Origin of the sequence: Campylobacter estrildidarum (genome assembly GCF_005406205.1) — a bacterium.
GTDB classification, from domain to species: Bacteria; Campylobacterota; Campylobacteria; order Campylobacterales; family Campylobacteraceae; genus Campylobacter_D; species Campylobacter_D estrildidarum.
In genome coordinates this window covers 24,630-40,512 of sequence record NZ_NXLZ01000009.1, presented here as the reverse complement: position 1 = coordinate 40,512, position 15,883 = coordinate 24,630, and the positions used below count along the sequence as shown (strand labels likewise).

Here is a 15,883-nt window from a genome sequence, read left to right as displayed (position 1 = left end):
TCTAAGGAAAAGTTATGGACGAAAAACAAAAAGAACAATTTATAAAGCTGACAAAATTTTTAGGGCAGGTTTTAGGCAAGCAATATGAGGTTGTTTTTCATGTTATAGACAAAAAAGGTGCTTACATCGCTGCTATTTCAAATAATCATATTAGTGGTAGAACTCTTGAATCTCCCTTGAGTGCTTTTGCAAGCGAACTCATACAAAAAAAAGCTTATTTAAAAAAAGATTTTTTACATGATTATAAAGCTTTGATCGGAAAAAATAAACTTGTAAGAGGATCAACTTTTTTTATAAAAAATTCAAATAAACTTGTAGGAATTTTATGTATAAATCACGATACAAGTGCAATGAGAGATGTTATTTGTAAGATTATAGATATAGAAAAATTAGAAGATATGAGTGAGTTTTTAAATCAAGAAAAAGATAATAATTTAGAAATTAATGATTTGGGTAATGTGGAAACCTTAAGTCGTTCTATAGAAGAAATTTTGGCTCAAAATATCGATATGAATTATTTAAATTCAAATTATCAACTTAGCATTACACAAAAAGAAGAAATCGCAAAAACTTTATATGAAAAAGGTATTTTTAATATTAAAGGTGCTGTATCTATTGTTGCAAAATTTTTGAAAATTTCAGAACCTAGTGTTTATAGGTATTTAAAAAAGTTTAAAAAATAAAAATTTTTAATTCTACTGATGATCAATGTAATCTTTAATTGCTGATTTTTTATAGATAATTTTTTATTTTTCAAAGTAAATTAGTATTTTATGATACATTTTCTTTGTATTATATGTTTAAAAAATATAAATTGATAATAAAATTCAAAATAAATTTAGTTTATTAATATTATAATAATAATTATCAATATATTAAAAATTTACCGAAGGAAAATTATGTCAGTTTTAGTTATCGGTGCAGATGAAATTACTCCTATAAAGGCTGTTTTACATGATCTAGGTGCTAAGAAAATTGAACATTGGGATGCACGTAATGAAAATAGGGTTAATCGTAAACCTATTCCTTGTGATACAGAATGTATAGTTATGCTAACAAGTTTTTTAAATCACAATACTATGAAAAAAATTAAAAGCGAGGCTAAAAAAAGAAAAATTCCATTAGTATGTGCTAAAAGAAGCGTGAATTGCGTGTATTGTGAATATTGTAAAATTTTTAATTTAAGCAAAGAATTTGCTATACCTAAAGGATTGTAAATGTTATTTGGTTTCGAACAAGACAAAGAAATAATTCCTCAGGTTTATAATTTTTTAGATAAACAAGAGCTTATAATGACTTTTTTAATTCAGTATAATTCTTGTGTAGAAGATGAGATGAAAATTCCTCTTATTTATGGAAAAAATGCTAAAAATATTCAAGATGCTTTTAAAAATTTCATAGAGGACATTTCAAATGTGAATTTTGGAAAAATTAAAATTGTTTTTAAATGCCACTTATCAAAAACAAGAAAAGGATTGATTTTTAAAACAAAAAAATTAGAAAATTATAATCTAAAGCAAATTTTAAAAAATTATACTTATGGATTGTGTTTTAATGCACAAAAATTATTTAATGATTATGTATATGATAAAATTTCCAAGCAAAATCCAAATAAAACAGTTAATCAAAAAGACGATCTTATTATAGTAGATAAAAAATACGCTATTTTAACACTTTGTAAAAAGATTAATAAACACAATTTAGAAATTGAAAATGAAATTCATAGATCATTAACTTTAATAAGAGAAAATAATTTTAGTAAATTTTACATAGTCTGTCCGCGTAATGAAAATTTTACGCGTTTTATAGAAATCAAACATTTTTTGTATGATTTAAATAAAACTATGTTAAAATTAGTTCCGTATAAAATATCAAATCAACTTATAAGGAGAAATAAATGTCAGTAGCGGTAATTTATGGAAGTGCTATGGGAAACACAGAAGGAGCAGCCAATACAATTGCTTCAAAATTAGGAATCAGTGATGTATTAAATATTGCAGATATTGATGCAGCTAAAATCAATTCTTACGATAAGCTTATTTGTGGAACTTCTACTTGGGGAAGTGGAGATCTGCAAGATGATTGGGATGGTTTTGATTTTTCAGGACTTAGCCTTAGTGGCAAAACAGTAGCCGTTTTTGGTATGGGTGATAGTGAAAGTTATTCTGATACTTTTTGTGGTGGTATGGGAAAATTAGCCGAAAATTTAAAAAATGCAGGTGCAAATTTAGTTGGTGAAGTTTCAACTGATGGCTATACTTTTGAATCAAGCGATGCAGTAGTAGGTGGTAAATTTGTAGGGCTTGCTTTAGATAATGACAATCAAGAAGATCAAACAGAAGCAAGAATTGATGCTTGGATAGAGCAAATTAGATCTTATTTTGCATAATAGAATATCAGCCTTTGTGCTGATATTCTAAGAAGTTTATTCTAGTTTTTTAAACTTAAGCCTAAATTTCAAAGATAAAAATTGTTTAAAAATTTAAAATTGATATATTTAAATTAGTTTTTAAATAATTTTGGTAAAAATTCTTAAAGTAAATATAGTGCTTTAAAAACATAAAATAACTCTTGATTTTTTTAATAAACGTAAATCTTTGCTATATTCAAAAATATTTTTTATCTCACAAAAGCAATCAAATACTATTTAAGCATAGGTATAAAATGAGATTAACTTAAACTTTTTATATGATTTAGATTATAAAAATTATCAATTTTATAGTAATTTTCAACTTTATCTCATACTTTTTATCATTATTTTTGCCTTGCATTCTGCACAACAATAAAGTGTTTTAATTTTATTTTGATCTTCTTTAAATTTAGGTTTCATAAGTTCTGCTATTTTTTGCACAGCTTTTTTAGTGGTAAATTCTTTTCCGTATTCTATACATGCAAAAAGTTCATCTTTTGCCATCGTTTGATATTCAAAAAACTTAGGATTAAATTCCATCCCACTTCTTGTTAGCTTTAAGGTATCTTTTTCAGCACAATTCATTTCACAATACCCACAGGTAGTGCAAAGCGAAGCATTAAATTTTAAAGCATTTTCTTTATGATCTGCGATTAAAGCCCCTACATTACAAGCTCCAACACAGGAAAGACAAAGGGTGCAAGTTTGAGTATTGATTTCTATTTTGCCATATCTTATCCAATCTCCACTTTTTAAAGAGCCAAAATCATTATTTTGTATAAGTTTTTGCATTCTTTTAGAAAAATTTTCTCTTGTGCTAAGAGTATTATTATGAAATTCAAAATATAAATCTTCTATAAATTTTTGTTGCTTTAAATGAGTATTTAATTCTTCATTAGCAATAAAAATAGCTTTTTTATTAAATTTTCTTTCAAAAAAAGTATTTAAAAGTTCTATAGCTTCATAATTTCCTTGAGATAGCGTTTGAGTGAAAAAGACTATATTAGCACCACTACTTTGTAAAAGAGCTAAAAAATGCATAGGAGTAAGCCATCCATCTTTTATGATTAGCGGTAAGGTATTTTTTGGAAGTTCTAAATTTAAATTTTCTAGAGGAATTTTTTCTGAAATGAGTAAAATTTTATTTTTTTTAAAAAAGTTGCAAATTTCAAAAAAACTGTTTCTAGGTAAATTAGCACTATCAAGCGATCCACTAGGGCAAATGCTAATACAAGAACCACACTCCAAACAATCTATTTGTGAAAAAATTAGATTTTTATTTTCATCATCTTTTAAAATAGCTGTTGTGGGACAAATTTCGACACATTTAGCACAATGCTCACTACGTCTTGAATGATATTGACATATATTTAAATCGTAAGAAAAATAATTTTTGTAAGTGTAATTTGGAACAATACTATTTAAAAATTCAAGCAGGGTTTCTTTGTTTCTAAAATTTTGCATATCATAACAACCACTTTGCCTTGAAAAATCTTTTCTTAAGTATTGGTGATTGAAAATTAAAATATCAAAATCAATTTCTATTTCATCAGATATTATTGCACATAATTCTCCTATAGTTCCAAAAATACCTTTGACTTCTTCATTTTTCAAAGCAATGACTTTAAAATCATTTTTTTTCAAAAAATCAGCAAGTTCTTCTTCTAGATCAATAAGAATAATACGTTTTTGAATGGGTTTATTTTCTTCAAAATCAAGTCCAAAATCATAAATATGATTTCTAATTTGATAGAGTGTTAAAATATTTTTAGCTTTTTCTAGGGCATCATCTTGAGAATTTTTAAGGTAAAAATTAATTTCTGGAGCGTAGATGCTAGATTTTTGTTTTTTATCATTAGAGATTAAAACTTCTATACCTTTATTTGTTTCCCAAATTTCAATTTTATCAGGCAAAGGGATTAAATCTTTGTTTTTTATGAAAACAAATTCTTTCATTAAGTTTTTCCTCTAAAAAATATTTTTTAAATTTTATGTTAAAATAACCAAATATTTTCTTAAGGTTTAAGATGGACAAAATAAAAAAATTCCCACAAATTGGAACTTTAATCGAAGATGAAACTTTAAAGGAATATCCTTTTTACTTAAGGGCTTATTTTTGCAAAAATATCGTGGCTAATATGAAGGCTTTGGATGAGAATAGTTGTGAAAAAAATATTCTTTTAAAAAAAATAAAATCAGAAATTCAAAAATATCTGCGTAAAGATTTACAAAGTGTGATCAATGCTACAGGTGTGATTATCCATACAAATTTGGGAAGAAGCGTGATTGATGAAAGTATTTTTAACCAATGTAAGGATCAAATTTGTAATTATATAAATCTTGAATTTGATTTAGAAAATGGCAAAAGAGGAAGTCGCTACGCTTTAGTGCTTGAGAAACTTAAAATGCTTTTTGAGTGTGAAGATGCTTTAGTGGTAAATAATAATGCTGCAGCGGTTTTTTTAATTTTAAATTCTCTTTGTTTAAATGAAGAAATTATTAGTTCTAGAGGTGAGTTAGTCGAAATAGGTGGGAGTTTTCGCGTACCTGAAGTGATTAAGGCTGCAGGAGTTAAACTTAAAGAAGTTGGAACAAGCAATAAAACGCATCTAAAAGACTATGAAGAAGCTATCGATGAAAATACAAAATTACTATTAAAAACACACAAATCAAATTTTACTCTTATAGGTTTTCAAAGCGATGTAAGCATTGTGGAACTTGATAAATTAGCCAAAGAAAAAGGAATTTTAACGTATTATGATTTAGGCTCTGGGTGGTGTGAAAATTTAAATGAAAAATTAGCAAAAAATGAACCTATGATTAAAAAAGTGCTTAAGAATTGCGATATTTTAAGTTTTAGTGGTGATAAGCTTTTTGGATCTGTTCAAGCTGGAATTATATTAGGTAAAAGAGAACTGATTGAAAAGATTAAAAAAAATCAACTTTTAAGAATGTTAAGAGTGGATAAAATTACTTTAGCACTACTTAATGAAACGTTTAAGGCTTATCTTGAAAAAGATTATACTAAAATCACCACCTTAAGACTTTTAAATGACGATATCGAACATATAGAGCAAAAAGCTTTATGGGTGCGACAGCAGATTAAATTTGAAAGCGAAATTAAGAAAAGTAGGAGTTTAGTTGGTGGTGGATCTATGCCTGATAGAACTTTAGAAAGTAGAGTTTTATCTTTTGAAGGCAAAGCTTTAACATTGCAAGAAAAATTTAGAGAAAAAAATATCATAGGGCGCGTTGAAAATGATAGTTTTGTTTTAGATTTTAGGACGATTAGAGAAAGCGATTTAAATATTTTAGTTAAACTAATTAATTCTATGGAAAATTTATGAATTCTTTGCTCATTGGCACTGCAGGGCATATTGATCATGGAAAAACTTCTTTAATTAAAGCTTTAAATGGCTTTGATGGAGATAATTTAAAAGAAGAAAAAGAAAGACAAATCACGATCAATCTAAGTTTTTCAGATCTAAAATTAAAAGATAAACACTTTTCCTTTATCGATGTTCCAGGTCATAAAGATTTAGTTAAAACTATGATTAGTGGAGCATTTGGTTTTAGTGCTTGTTTGTTTGTTATAGATATTAATGAAGGTTTAAAAGAGCAGAGTATAGAACATTTAGAAGTGCTTGAAATTTTAGAAATTAAAGATATTATTATTGTATTTAGCAAATGTGATTTATGTGAAAATTATAAAGAACGTGGGCAAGAAATTTTACAAAAGTTAAATTTTACCCCCTTAAATGTTTTTCATACATCTATAAAAGATCAAGCTAGTATTGATGTTTTAAAAGATTATCTTTTAAATTTAAAGGATAAAAATGCAAAAGATGATTTGATTTTTCGCTATTACATAGATAGGGTTTTTTCTCTAAAGGGCATAGGAACTGTCGTTACAGGAAGTTTAAATGAAGGAAAAACCAGCGTAAATGAAAAAATTATTTGTTTGGATAATCAAAAAGAACTTTTGGTTAAAAATATACAAAATCATGATCAAGACTATAAAGAAATCAAGGCTTTTAATCGTGTAGCTTTAAGTTTAAATTGTAATCATAAAGATTTAAAAAAAGGTTTTGTTTTAAGCAAGAAAGGTATTTTTAAAGGATTTTTAGAATGTGATGTTTTAATCAAAGCTAAAAGAGGTTTAAAAAATGAAAAAATGCTTTTTTGTGTGGGAAGTAAAAGTGTAGAATGTAAACTTACAATCTTAAAAGAATTAGATAATGATGAATTTTTTGTTCACCTTACTTTTAAAACGCAGCTTTTTTTGTGTTTTGATGAAAAATTTATTTTACTTCAAAATAATCGCATTATAGGAGGCGGCAGAGTTTTAAATCCTGTTAGCGAACCTTTAAAAAAAGAATTAAAAAATAAATTATTGTTTTTACTTCGAAATAGAGATTTTAAATCAGTTTTTAATTTTTTAAAAGATATCCATAAAATGGGTTTTGGTTTACTTTCTAGCTATCAAAGATTTAAATTACTCCACAAAGAAGCCTTGGATTTGGCAAAAAGCTTAAATGGTGTTTTTGTTGATGAAAAAAATCTCAATGTCTACAATCTTTTAGCTTTGGATGAATTTAAAAAAATGATTATTTTCATACTGGATAAAAATCCTTATGCTATGTTTTCTCCGACTTCATTATCTCTAAGAATTTCTTGGGCAAGTATAGAATTTTGTGAATTTGGGCTTAAAAGTATGCAAAATTTACTCGATTTTAAAAATGGAATATATTTTAAAAAAGGGATTGATTTTGAAAAACTTAAAGAAAGAAATAATAACGAGCTTTTTGAGATATTAAGAAAACAAGGTATCAAGCCACAAGCTCCTTATAATCTTTATGAAGTTTTAGATCTTGATCGAAAAAGCGGTGATGAGATTTTAAAAAAACTTACTCAAGAAAAATTAGTTATTAGGCTCTCGCATAATTTCTTTGTGGAAAAAAAATCTTTAGATAGGCTTATACAAGAATGTTTAGAAATTTTGAAAAATTCAAGTCTTGATGTACAAAAGATGAAAGAAATTTTTCAACTATCAAGAAAATATGCTATAGCATATCTAGAATATTTAGATAAAGATGAAAGAATAGAAAAAAAAGATGAAAAAAGATTTTTAAAAACAAATGTTTAGAAAATCATTATAAAATTAAACCTATATTTTATTATTAAGGAAGATAAATGAAAAAATTAGGTTTAATTTTTGCTTGCTCAGCGTCTTTGTTTGCCGCAAGCAATAGCGAAATCAGCGATTTTTATTCTAAAAGCATTAAGATGCAATTTCCAAATGCTACTATAAGTGTAAAAGATCGTCAAAAAGTTGGAAATACAGGATTTGAAAGCGTGATTGTTACTATAACAGTTGATGGACAAAAACAAGATCAAATTCTTTTTACAAAAGATAATATCATAGTCCCTGATATTATTGATCTAAAAACAAGAACTTCTTATGCACAAGAATATGAAATGAAAAAATTTCAAGAAGCAAGAGAAAATTTTACTAAAAATGCTAAACCTGTAGCGCAAAAAGAAAAAATGGTGATTACTTTGGGAGATAAAAGTAAGCCTGCGATTTATGTATTTTCTGACCCAGAATGTCCTTTTTGTAGAGAGCAATTGGCGCAAGTTAAAGATGAGCTAAAAGATTATCAAATCAATTATATTTTAACTCCAGTACATGGAAAATCTGCTTTTGAAAAATCAGCATTGATTTATAAAGAAGCTAAAAAAGCCAAAAATGATGAGGCAAAAATAGCCATTTTGAAAAAATATTATGATCCAAATATCAAAAATTATCCAAAAGTGAGCGATGCTGAATTAAAACAGATATTCTCTCTTTATGAAAAATATCGTGCTTTAGGACTTAGTGCTACTCCAACCATTATAAAATGAAATTTTTATTGATATTTTTAGCACTCTTTATGAGTGCTTGTGTCAATTCAACTTTTATTAAAAGTACTATACAAACAAATAATGAAGGTATTTTTATTCAAGCAAAACAAAATGAAAGCTTTGAAATTTTTTTCCAAAACCCTAGCAAAATCGAAAGTAATTTAGAACAAGAATTAATATCTAGTTTAGAAAATTTAGGACTAAAACAAACAAGCGAAAATCCAACTTATAAAATTTATATTAATCTTGTAGATATGAAAAAACATTCTTATGCTCAAAGAGTAACAATTTCGGCGAGATTTTTTTATGATTTTGATCCTTTAGAAAGTGATGGAGAGTGGTTTATAGAAAACTATTATAGCATGCAATTAAATATACAAATCATTCAAGAAAATACCATACAAAAAACGAGTTTAATTGCACGGACAGCTTATCTTGGAGATAAAAAGCGATGTCAAATATCATTAGAAAATAAAATTATCAATCAGATTACGAGCTTTTTTTATTTTAAATCTTAGTTTTTAAAATTTCTTCATTCGTAACCTTGCTATCAAATTTAATGATTAAATTTTTTGAATTTTTGTAAATATCGACCACTCCAATATTTTGAATAAAATCTGTAAAATTTAACTGAGTATCCAAAGGGAGATAAATATTTTTAAAATCAGATGGATTTTTTAAGAAAAATAGAGCAATAAGCCAAAAAATAGCAAGAATGGTTAAAATAATTGCTAAAATATTTAACTTATCTAAATGTAAAAATATCCCGCCAACTATACCACCTATAAAACTTCCCCCATAACCAAAAGCGTTAAAAAGCCCTAATGCGGCACCTTTTTCATGAACTTTGCATAATTTTGAAGCACAGCTTTGCATAATAGGTTCGTGTAGATTAAATCCAATAAAAAAAATAACTACTGCGATAATAAAAAGATTAATTGAATTTGAAAAGGCAAATAATATATAAGAAAGAATGAAAAAGGCTACCCCTAAAAGCAAAATTTGCTTAGCCAAACCTCTTTTTTCCCCTAAACTTCCAGCAAATCCCATAGCAATAAAACCTGCTATCATAGAAGAGGTATAAACGATCCAAAGTTTATGTGCATCAAATCCTAAGTGTTTAACTAAAATGATAGGAATGCTTAAAAAGGCTATACTCATAAGCATTTTTTGCATACAATTTGTAAGATTCATTAAGGCTAAATTTTTTTGTTTAATAAGATGCAAAAATGGAGTTTTTTTATTTTCATGAGTGATTTTGCTTTCTTGTGGGATAACAGTATAGAGCAAGATAATGCATAAAAAAGATAAAAATGCACTCAAATCAAAAAGACTTGATAAACCCCATTTTGCACTCATTAAAGGAGATATTACCATAGAAGCTGCAAAACTAAGCCCTATAAAAGAACCCATAACAGCCATTGCTTTTCCTCTATTTTCTTCAGTAATAAAATCGCTAATCATAGCAGTTGCAACTGCTCCTATTGCACCAGCACCTTGGAGCATTCTGCCCAATAACATTATGTAGATATCATGTGCGAAAGAACAAATTAAAGAACCAATGATAAAGATAATAAGTCCTATTAGTAAAGTTTTTTTACGTCCGATTTTATCACTTAAAATTCCAAAGGGTATTTGTAAAATCATTTGAGTAAGAGCATAAATTCCTACCAAAAAACCTACTAAAAATTCATTTGCACCTTCGAGTTTGAGTGCATAAAGACTCAAAACTGGCAAAACAATAAAAAGACCAAAAAATCTAGTTCCAACAATAAAAGATAAAGGTAAGACGTTGTTTAGCATTATTAATTTCCTGATTGTCAAAATTTCTATAAACTAAGATAATTTTACTATGAATTATATTAACACATTGTTAATTTTTAATCTTTAGCATTCTTATATTAATATTTATAAGTTTATATTAGTTTTTTAGTGGATATAAGGTTTAATTAATGAAAATTCTTTTAGCAACGAGTAATAAGCACAAGGTTTTTGAAATTAAAGAAATTTTAAAAGATTATAAATTGTATGCTTTTGATGAGGTTTTAAAACCTTTTGAAATAGAAGAAAACGGCAAAAGCTTTAAAGAAAATGCTTTAATAAAGGCTAGAGCCGTTTTTAACGCTTTAGTTCAAAAACAAAAAAATGAATTTTTAGTTTTAAGCGATGATAGTGGAATTTGCGTTGAAGTTTTAGATGGAAAGCCTGGAATTTATTCTGCTCGTTTTAGCAATAAAGGAGATGATAAGAGCAATCGTGAGAAATTGATATCCGAAATAAAACAATTAGGTGTTTGTGAAAGTAAGGCTTATTATATAGCAGCTATTGCGATAGTAAGTTCATATGGTGAGTATGTGGTGCAAGCAAGTATGCACGGAAAAGTAATGAGTGAAGAAAGAGGAGAGAATGGTTTTGGTTATGATAGTCTTTTTATTCCAAATGGTTTTGATAAAACCTTAGCTCAGCTTAGTTCAAATGAAAAAAATACGATCTCGCATCGTTTTAAAGCATTAGAACTTGCTTTAATTATTTTAAAGATGATTAAAAAAGGAAAAAAGGGTGAAAAAATTTATTAAATACATTGTTGTAGTTGTTTGGTTTGCAAGCTTGGTTTTCTTAGAGTGAATACTGATAAAAAGTTAGTAAAATAAACTTCCGCTTAAAAATAAAATCATTGCAAAAACCATTAAAACTCCAAAATATTTGTTTAGTTAGATTTTTATATCCCAAAAGAAATTTATCCATTCCTTGGTTTCTTTAATTTTAAAGTCAGGCTCTAAGAGAGCTGTCTTTTTATAAAAAATAGTTGCGATTTTTAATTCCATATGAGAAAATTGCTCTTGCAGTCTTTTTTTAATTTCCAATAAGCTTTCTCCGCTATCTACTATATCATCGATGAGCAAAATTTTTTTATAATTTTTAAGATCTGGGATATTAAAAATTTCAATAGTATCAAGTTTTCTAGTATCATCATAATGTATAGAGTTTAGACTAAAAAGATTGCGTGTTTCTAGTGCAACGGCTAAAGAATGTCCCAAAGTCATACCACCTCTAGCAACTGCAACGAGAGCATCGGGATTAAATTCTTTTTTTATTTGTGTAGCCAAAAATTTAACATCTTCTTCGAAATAATCATAAGAATAAAAAAACATTAATAGCCTTTATTGTAGCGCAATCAATAAAAAATTACCTAAAGAAATTAGACTTAAAACAACAATACCTAAGTTGATTTTATCCCATTGGCGTTTAAAAATTCTTATTAGCAAGTAAGTTAGAAAACCAAAGGCAAAGCCTGAGGTAATAGAGTAGGTTAAAGGCATCATAATGATAGTAAAAAAACTAGCTACAGCAATAGCTTCATCTTTAAAGTTTATATTTTTAACTTCCATAAACATCAAAACCCCAACCATTATAAGGACAGGATAAATTGCATTTGCTGGTATAGCTTTGAAAAGAGGAAGCAAAAAAAGAGTTAGAATAAAACATAGCGCTACAACCAAAGCTGTAAGACCAGTTCTTCCCCCGCTTTCTACTCCTGTTGTGCTTTCCACAAAAGCAGTAACGGTTGAAGTACCAACAAAGGCTCCAAAGGTGGATCCTGCAGCATCTGCCATTAGAGTTTTTCCAAGTTTCTTTTCACCATTTTTAGCATCATCAAAGATTTTTCCTCTTTCTCCCACGCCAGTAATCGTTCCAATGCTATCAAAAAGTTGAGTGATGAAAAAGGTTAGTATTATAGGAATCATACTTATATTTAAAGTATTTTTAATATTTAAATGTAAAAATATTGCCCCTAATCCGTTTTTAGAATCAAAAGCAGGTAAAGAGAATAATTGAGTTGGAAATTGTGCTTGATCAATATGAAGAATCCAAGCAATTACTGAGCTTATTAAAACTCCAAAAATAAAAGCCCCTTTAAGTTTAATTGCCCAAAAAAAGATAATAAGCGCAAGGGCGAACATTCCAAAAAGTACATGAGAACTGCTAAAATTTCCTACACCTACTAAAGTATCTTTATTATGCACAATAATCCCCATTTGACTTAAACCTAAAAAAGTGATAAAACATCCAATTCCAGCACAAATAGCTAATCTTAAATCTTTAGGTATATTTCTAATAATCCAAAGGCGAAAATGCGTAAAAGAAAGAATAAGAAAAATTGCACTTGAAATAAAAACAGCTCCTAAAGCACTCTGCCAAGGAATTTTTTGTGCTCCACAAACTGCAAAGGTAAAATAAGCATTTAAGCCCATACCAACACTCATAGCTACGGGAGTATTTGCAAAAAAAGCATTAAAGGCACTTGCTACAATAGTAACTAAAGCAGTAGCTGTGATTAAAGCCTCTATAGGCATACCCGTATTGCTTACTATAGCAGAATTTACAGGAATGATATAAACCATAGCTAAAAAGGTTGTTAATCCAGCAACTATTTCTGTGCGAAAATCAGTTTTATTTTCCTTAAGTTTAAACAAAAAATTATTCCTTAATATATTTTTAATTCATTATATAAGCTATCGCGTTCTACCGGGATTAAATTAGCGGTTTTAATCATATCGATGAAAGTTTTTAAGCTTGTTCCTTTTGCCGATTTTGCTCCTCCGGCGCTTTGGATGCTCTCTTTTTCGATGGTTCCATCTAGATCATTAGCTCCAAATTCTTGAGCCACCATAGCTAGATTTAAAGTCATTGTTGCCCAATAAGCTTTTATATTTTTGATATTATCAAGCACCAAGCGTGAAATAGCAACAGTTTTTAAAATCTCTTCACTATCTATAATTTTATCCGTTTGTATAAAGCTGTTATCTCTTTGCCAAACTAAAGGAATGAAGGCATTAAATCCACCTGTTTCATCTTGTAAATTTCTAAGTCTTATCATATGATCGATTCTATGTTCTCTTTCTTCTATATGTCCAAAAAGCATAGTTGCATTACTTTGTTTGCCTTTTTGATGCCAAAGTTTGTGAATTTTAAGCCAATTTTCACTACTAACTTTTCCATGACAAATTTTTTTACGAATTTCCTCATCAAAAATTTCAGCTCCTCCACCAGGCATTGAATCCACGCCATATTCTAGCATTTTTTCAATCACTTCTTCATAACTCATTGCAAAACGTCGGTGTAAAAAATCAATTTCAGCTGCTGTCATAGCTTTTATATGTATATTTGGATATTTACTTTTAATCATTTTAAAAATTTCTAAATACCATTGCCAACTTGTGTCTTTATTGTGAGCAGAAACTATATGTACTTCTTTTGTGCCGCGTGTTACAGTTTCATCAACTATTTTTATGATTTCTTCATGGGACATTATATAAGGATTTGGATTTTTGCGGTGAGCTGAAAAGGCACAAAATTTGCAAGTATCTGCACAGATGTTGGTTGGATTTATATGACGATTGATATTAAAATAAACTTTTTTACCGTGAAGTTTCTCACGTCTTTTATGTGCAAATTTGCTTAAAGTAAAAAGATCTAATTCCCAAAGTTTATTTGCTTCCTCTTGATTTATTCTTTCTTCATTTTCTAATTTTTTGAGTAAATTTTTCATTTGATTATCGCTTTTTGTTTTTCAAAATTTTAAAATAAACATTATAAATTCTTACTGAAAAAGAAATTTAAAATTTGAATGAAAAACATCAAAAATTAACAGATAAAAGTTAAATTATTTATTAAAATTTTTAAAAAATAGTAATGAAACAAACTATTAAATAAGATAAGTTAAAATAAATTAATATTTATCGATGTTTATATTTTTAAAGAGAGTAAAAATGTGTGGAATAGTTGGTTATATAGGAAACAATGAAAAAAAGCAAACGATCATTAATGGACTTAAGGAACTAGAGTATCGTGGTTACGATAGTGCTGGCTTGGCTGTAATGAAAGATGGAGAGATGAATTTTTTTAAAGCTGTGGGAAAGCTTGAAAATTTATCGAATAAATGTAGCAGTTTTTCTAGTGAGGGTTATGGATTTGCTATAGGTCATACACGTTGGGCAACTCATGGAAAACCAACTGAAATTAACGCACATCCACATTTGGGTCAATATTCTTGCGTGATCCATAATGGAATTATAGAAAATTATAAAGAGATTAAAGATAAATTAGAGCAAAGCGGTATCACTTTTTTAAGTCAAACCGATACTGAAGTTATAGTTCAACTTTTTGAATTTTATGCTAAAGATACAGATATTTTTGAAGCATTTAAAAAGACAATTGATGAATTGCGTGGAGCTTTTGCTATTCTTTTAATCACCAAAAAAGATCCCAATCGTGTATTTTTTGCTAAAAATGCTGCCCCTTTAATTATAGGAAAAAATCAAGAGAATGAAATTTATTTTGCTAGTGGAGATGCCCCTTTGATTGGACTTTGTGAAGAAGTTATTTATCTTGAAGATTTAAGTTTGGGTTATGCCAGTAAAGAAGAACTTGCAATTTTTGAAAATCATAAATTAAAACAAAATTCTTTTACTAAACTTTCAGGAGATAAGGCCTTTGCTAAAAAAGACGGCTTTCGTTTTTTTATGGAAAAAGAAATTTATGAACAAAGTCGTGTAATGAGTGAAGTTTTAATGGGGCGTATCAATGGAGATGAGGTTGTTTTTGATGAACTTGAAAATGAAGATTTAAGCACCATAGAAGAAATCACGCTTTGTGCTTGCGGAACGAGCTATCATGCGGCAATGGCGAGTGCCTATTTGTTTGAACGTTTGGCGAAAATTAAAGCTAAAGTGGAAATCGCAAGTGAATTTCGTTATAGAGATGCAGTGATTAAGCCAAATTCTTTATTTATCGTGATTTCTCAAAGCGGAGAAACAGCAGATACTTTAGAGGCTTTAAAAATAGCTAAAGAACAGGGTGCAAAAACTTTTGCTATTTGTAATGTAGATAATTCCAATATAGTTCGTTTGGCACACTTAAGTCTTTTAACGCGTGCGGGTATCGAAAAAGGTGTTGCATCAACTAAAGCTTTTGCAACCCAAGTTTTAACGCTTTGGATGTTGGCAATTTTTATTGCACAGAAGAAAAAATTAGATATTTCGACAGAAATTAAGGCATTGTTGCATACTCCAAATTGCGTAAAAGTAAATGCAAAATTACATGAGAAAATTCATCGTTTGTCCAAACGTTATCTTGATGGACATGGATTTTTCTTTATAGGACGTGATGTTTTTTATCCTCTAGCTTTAGAAGGTGCTTTAAAATTAAAAGAGCTTTCATATTTGCATGCTGAGGGTTATCCTGCAGGAGAGATGAAGCACGGCCCTATAGCATTGGCTGATTCTAAGCTTTATACCATTGCCTTAATGCCTAAAAATATGCTTTATGAAAAAACAAAATCTAATGTTGAAGAATTGATAGCTAGAGATTCTACTGTTCTTAGTATTTCGCCTTTGGAATTTGATTTGAGCGATGATTTTATAAAGACTAATGAACAAAGTCATTATATGTGTGAATTTTTTGAAATGATGGTGATCACCCAGCTTTTGGCTATGGAAATTTCAATAAGACTTGGAAATGATGTAGATATGCCAAGAAATCTTGCAAAAAGTGTTACTGTAGAATAAA

15 protein-coding genes are annotated in these 15,883 nt (G+C 28.2%); 10 read left to right on the top strand and 5 right to left on the bottom strand.

Annotation, left to right across the window (positions count from 1 at the left end; translation table 11 throughout):
- Nucleotides 1-14 precede the first annotated feature (14 nt).
- The 4 genes from CQA69_RS05815 (at nt 15) to fldA (ending at nt 2,389) form a co-directional block, all read left to right on the top strand.
- Nucleotides 15-683 carry a helix-turn-helix transcriptional regulator gene (locus tag CQA69_RS05815; RefSeq protein ID WP_137620858.1) on the top strand — a complete coding sequence of 223 codons (669 nt, stop codon included), beginning with the start codon at nt 15-17 and terminating at the stop codon, nt 681-683.
- Between the two features lie 216 nt (nt 684-899).
- Entirely contained in the window at nt 900-1,217 is a 318-nt protein-coding gene (locus CQA69_RS05810; RefSeq protein WP_137620857.1) for a DUF2325 domain-containing protein, read from the top strand.
- Nucleotides 1,218-1,907 carry a hypothetical protein gene (locus CQA69_RS05805; RefSeq protein WP_137620856.1) on the top strand — a complete coding sequence of 230 codons (690 nt, stop codon included), beginning with the start codon at nt 1,218-1,220 and terminating at the stop codon, nt 1,905-1,907. It abuts the gene before it with no gap.
- A complete protein-coding gene (gene fldA / locus CQA69_RS05800; RefSeq protein WP_137620855.1) occupies nt 1,898-2,389 on the top strand; it encodes a flavodoxin FldA in 492 nt (163 codons plus the stop codon). The genes CQA69_RS05805 and fldA overlap by 10 nt, the downstream gene beginning before the upstream one ends.
- Nucleotides 2,390-2,734: 345 nt before the next feature.
- Here the strand turns inward: fldA and CQA69_RS05795 are convergent, their stop codons facing one another.
- The gene (locus CQA69_RS05795) at nt 2,735-4,366 is read right to left on the bottom strand and encodes a 4Fe-4S dicluster domain-containing protein (protein ID WP_137620854.1); all 1,632 of its coding nucleotides are present in this window, start codon (nt 4,364-4,366) and stop codon (nt 2,735-2,737) included.
- 71 nt (nt 4,367-4,437) lie between these two features.
- Between CQA69_RS05795 and selA the strand changes: the two genes are divergently transcribed.
- From selA to CQA69_RS05775, 4 genes are read left to right on the top strand one after another with little or no spacing between them, the layout of a single operon-like run.
- Entirely contained in the window at nt 4,438-5,757 is a 1,320-nt protein-coding gene (gene selA, locus CQA69_RS05790) for an L-seryl-tRNA(Sec) selenium transferase (protein WP_137620853.1), read from the top strand.
- Nucleotides 5,754-7,556, top strand: a complete 1,803-nt coding sequence (selB, locus tag CQA69_RS05785; RefSeq protein ID WP_137620852.1) for a selenocysteine-specific translation elongation factor — start codon at nt 5,754-5,756, stop codon at nt 7,554-7,556. Before selA ends, selB begins: the two co-directional genes overlap by 4 nt.
- Before the next feature lie 47 nt (nt 7,557-7,603).
- The gene (locus CQA69_RS05780; protein WP_137620851.1) at nt 7,604-8,314 is read left to right on the top strand and encodes a bifunctional thiol oxidoreductase; all 711 of its coding nucleotides are present in this window, start codon (nt 7,604-7,606) and stop codon (nt 8,312-8,314) included.
- Between the two features lie 29 nt (nt 8,315-8,343).
- The gene (locus tag CQA69_RS05775) at nt 8,344-8,832 is read left to right on the top strand and encodes a hypothetical protein (protein ID WP_137620891.1); all 489 of its coding nucleotides are present in this window, start codon (nt 8,344-8,346) and stop codon (nt 8,830-8,832) included.
- On the opposite strand, the gene CQA69_RS05770 is transcribed toward CQA69_RS05775, so the two are convergent.
- Nucleotides 8,822-10,117 (bottom strand): MFS transporter, encoded by a 1,296-nt coding sequence (locus CQA69_RS05770; protein WP_137620850.1) that lies wholly within the window; start codon nt 10,115-10,117, stop codon nt 8,822-8,824. The two genes, CQA69_RS05775 and CQA69_RS05770, sit on opposite strands and share 11 nt — an antisense overlap.
- Nucleotides 10,118-10,266: 149 nt before the next feature.
- Here CQA69_RS05770 and rdgB point away from each other — a divergent pair, with 149 nt between their 5' ends.
- Nucleotides 10,267-10,890 carry an RdgB/HAM1 family non-canonical purine NTP pyrophosphatase gene (gene rdgB, locus CQA69_RS05765; RefSeq protein WP_137620849.1) on the top strand — a complete coding sequence of 208 codons (624 nt, stop codon included), beginning with the start codon at nt 10,267-10,269 and terminating at the stop codon, nt 10,888-10,890.
- A gap of 135 nt (nt 10,891-11,025) precedes the next feature.
- Here the strand turns inward: rdgB and CQA69_RS05760 are convergent, their stop codons facing one another.
- The 3 genes from CQA69_RS05760 to mqnE are packed head-to-tail and all read right to left on the bottom strand — an operon-like array spanning nt 11,026 to nt 13,865.
- Nucleotides 11,026-11,466, bottom strand: a complete 441-nt coding sequence (locus tag CQA69_RS05760; RefSeq protein WP_137620848.1) for a phosphoribosyltransferase — start codon at nt 11,464-11,466, stop codon at nt 11,026-11,028.
- A 9-nt stretch (nt 11,467-11,475) separates the two neighbouring features.
- Nucleotides 11,476-12,789 (bottom strand): NCS2 family permease, encoded by a 1,314-nt coding sequence (locus CQA69_RS05755; RefSeq protein WP_137620847.1) that lies wholly within the window; start codon nt 12,787-12,789, stop codon nt 11,476-11,478.
- Nucleotides 12,790-12,800: 11 nt separating this feature from the next.
- The gene (mqnE, locus tag CQA69_RS05750; RefSeq protein ID WP_137620846.1) at nt 12,801-13,865 is read right to left on the bottom strand and encodes an aminofutalosine synthase MqnE; all 1,065 of its coding nucleotides are present in this window, start codon (nt 13,863-13,865) and stop codon (nt 12,801-12,803) included.
- Between the two features lie 220 nt (nt 13,866-14,085).
- On the opposite strand from mqnE, the gene glmS reads away from it, so the two are divergent.
- Nucleotides 14,086-15,882, top strand: coding sequence for a glutamine--fructose-6-phosphate transaminase (isomerizing) (glmS, locus tag CQA69_RS05745; RefSeq protein ID WP_137620845.1), 1,797 nt, complete (start codon nt 14,086-14,088; stop codon nt 15,880-15,882).
- Nucleotide 15,883: the final 1 nt, after the last annotated feature.

Bases quoted from the DNA above. Each gene is read 5' to 3' on its own strand.
- CQA69_RS05815 (WP_137620858.1), top strand. From the start codon at position 15: ATGGACGAAAAACAAAAAGAACAATTTATAAAGCTGACAAAATTTTTA.
- CQA69_RS05810 (WP_137620857.1), top strand. From the start codon at position 900: ATGTCAGTTTTAGTTATCGGTGCAGATGAAATTACTCCTATAAAGGCT.
- CQA69_RS05805 (WP_137620856.1), top strand. From the start codon at position 1,218: ATGTTATTTGGTTTCGAACAAGACAAAGAAATAATTCCTCAGGTTTAT.
- fldA (WP_137620855.1), top strand. From the start codon at position 1,898: ATGTCAGTAGCGGTAATTTATGGAAGTGCTATGGGAAACACAGAAGGA.
- CQA69_RS05795 (WP_137620854.1), bottom strand. From the start codon at position 4,366: ATGAAAGAATTTGTTTTCATAAAAAACAAAGATTTAATCCCTTTGCCT.
- selA (WP_137620853.1), top strand. From the start codon at position 4,438: ATGGACAAAATAAAAAAATTCCCACAAATTGGAACTTTAATCGAAGAT.
- selB (WP_137620852.1), top strand. From the start codon at position 5,754: ATGAATTCTTTGCTCATTGGCACTGCAGGGCATATTGATCATGGAAAA.
- CQA69_RS05780 (WP_137620851.1), top strand. From the start codon at position 7,604: ATGAAAAAATTAGGTTTAATTTTTGCTTGCTCAGCGTCTTTGTTTGCC.
- CQA69_RS05775 (WP_137620891.1), top strand. From the start codon at position 8,344: ATGAGTGCTTGTGTCAATTCAACTTTTATTAAAAGTACTATACAAACA.
- CQA69_RS05770 (WP_137620850.1), bottom strand. From the start codon at position 10,117: ATGCTAAACAACGTCTTACCTTTATCTTTTATTGTTGGAACTAGATTT.
- rdgB (WP_137620849.1), top strand. From the start codon at position 10,267: ATGAAAATTCTTTTAGCAACGAGTAATAAGCACAAGGTTTTTGAAATT.
- CQA69_RS05760 (WP_137620848.1), bottom strand. From the start codon at position 11,466: ATGTTTTTTTATTCTTATGATTATTTCGAAGAAGATGTTAAATTTTTG.
- mqnE (WP_137620846.1), bottom strand. From the start codon at position 13,865: ATGAAAAATTTACTCAAAAAATTAGAAAATGAAGAAAGAATAAATCAA.
- glmS (WP_137620845.1), top strand. From the start codon at position 14,086: ATGTGTGGAATAGTTGGTTATATAGGAAACAATGAAAAAAAGCAAACG.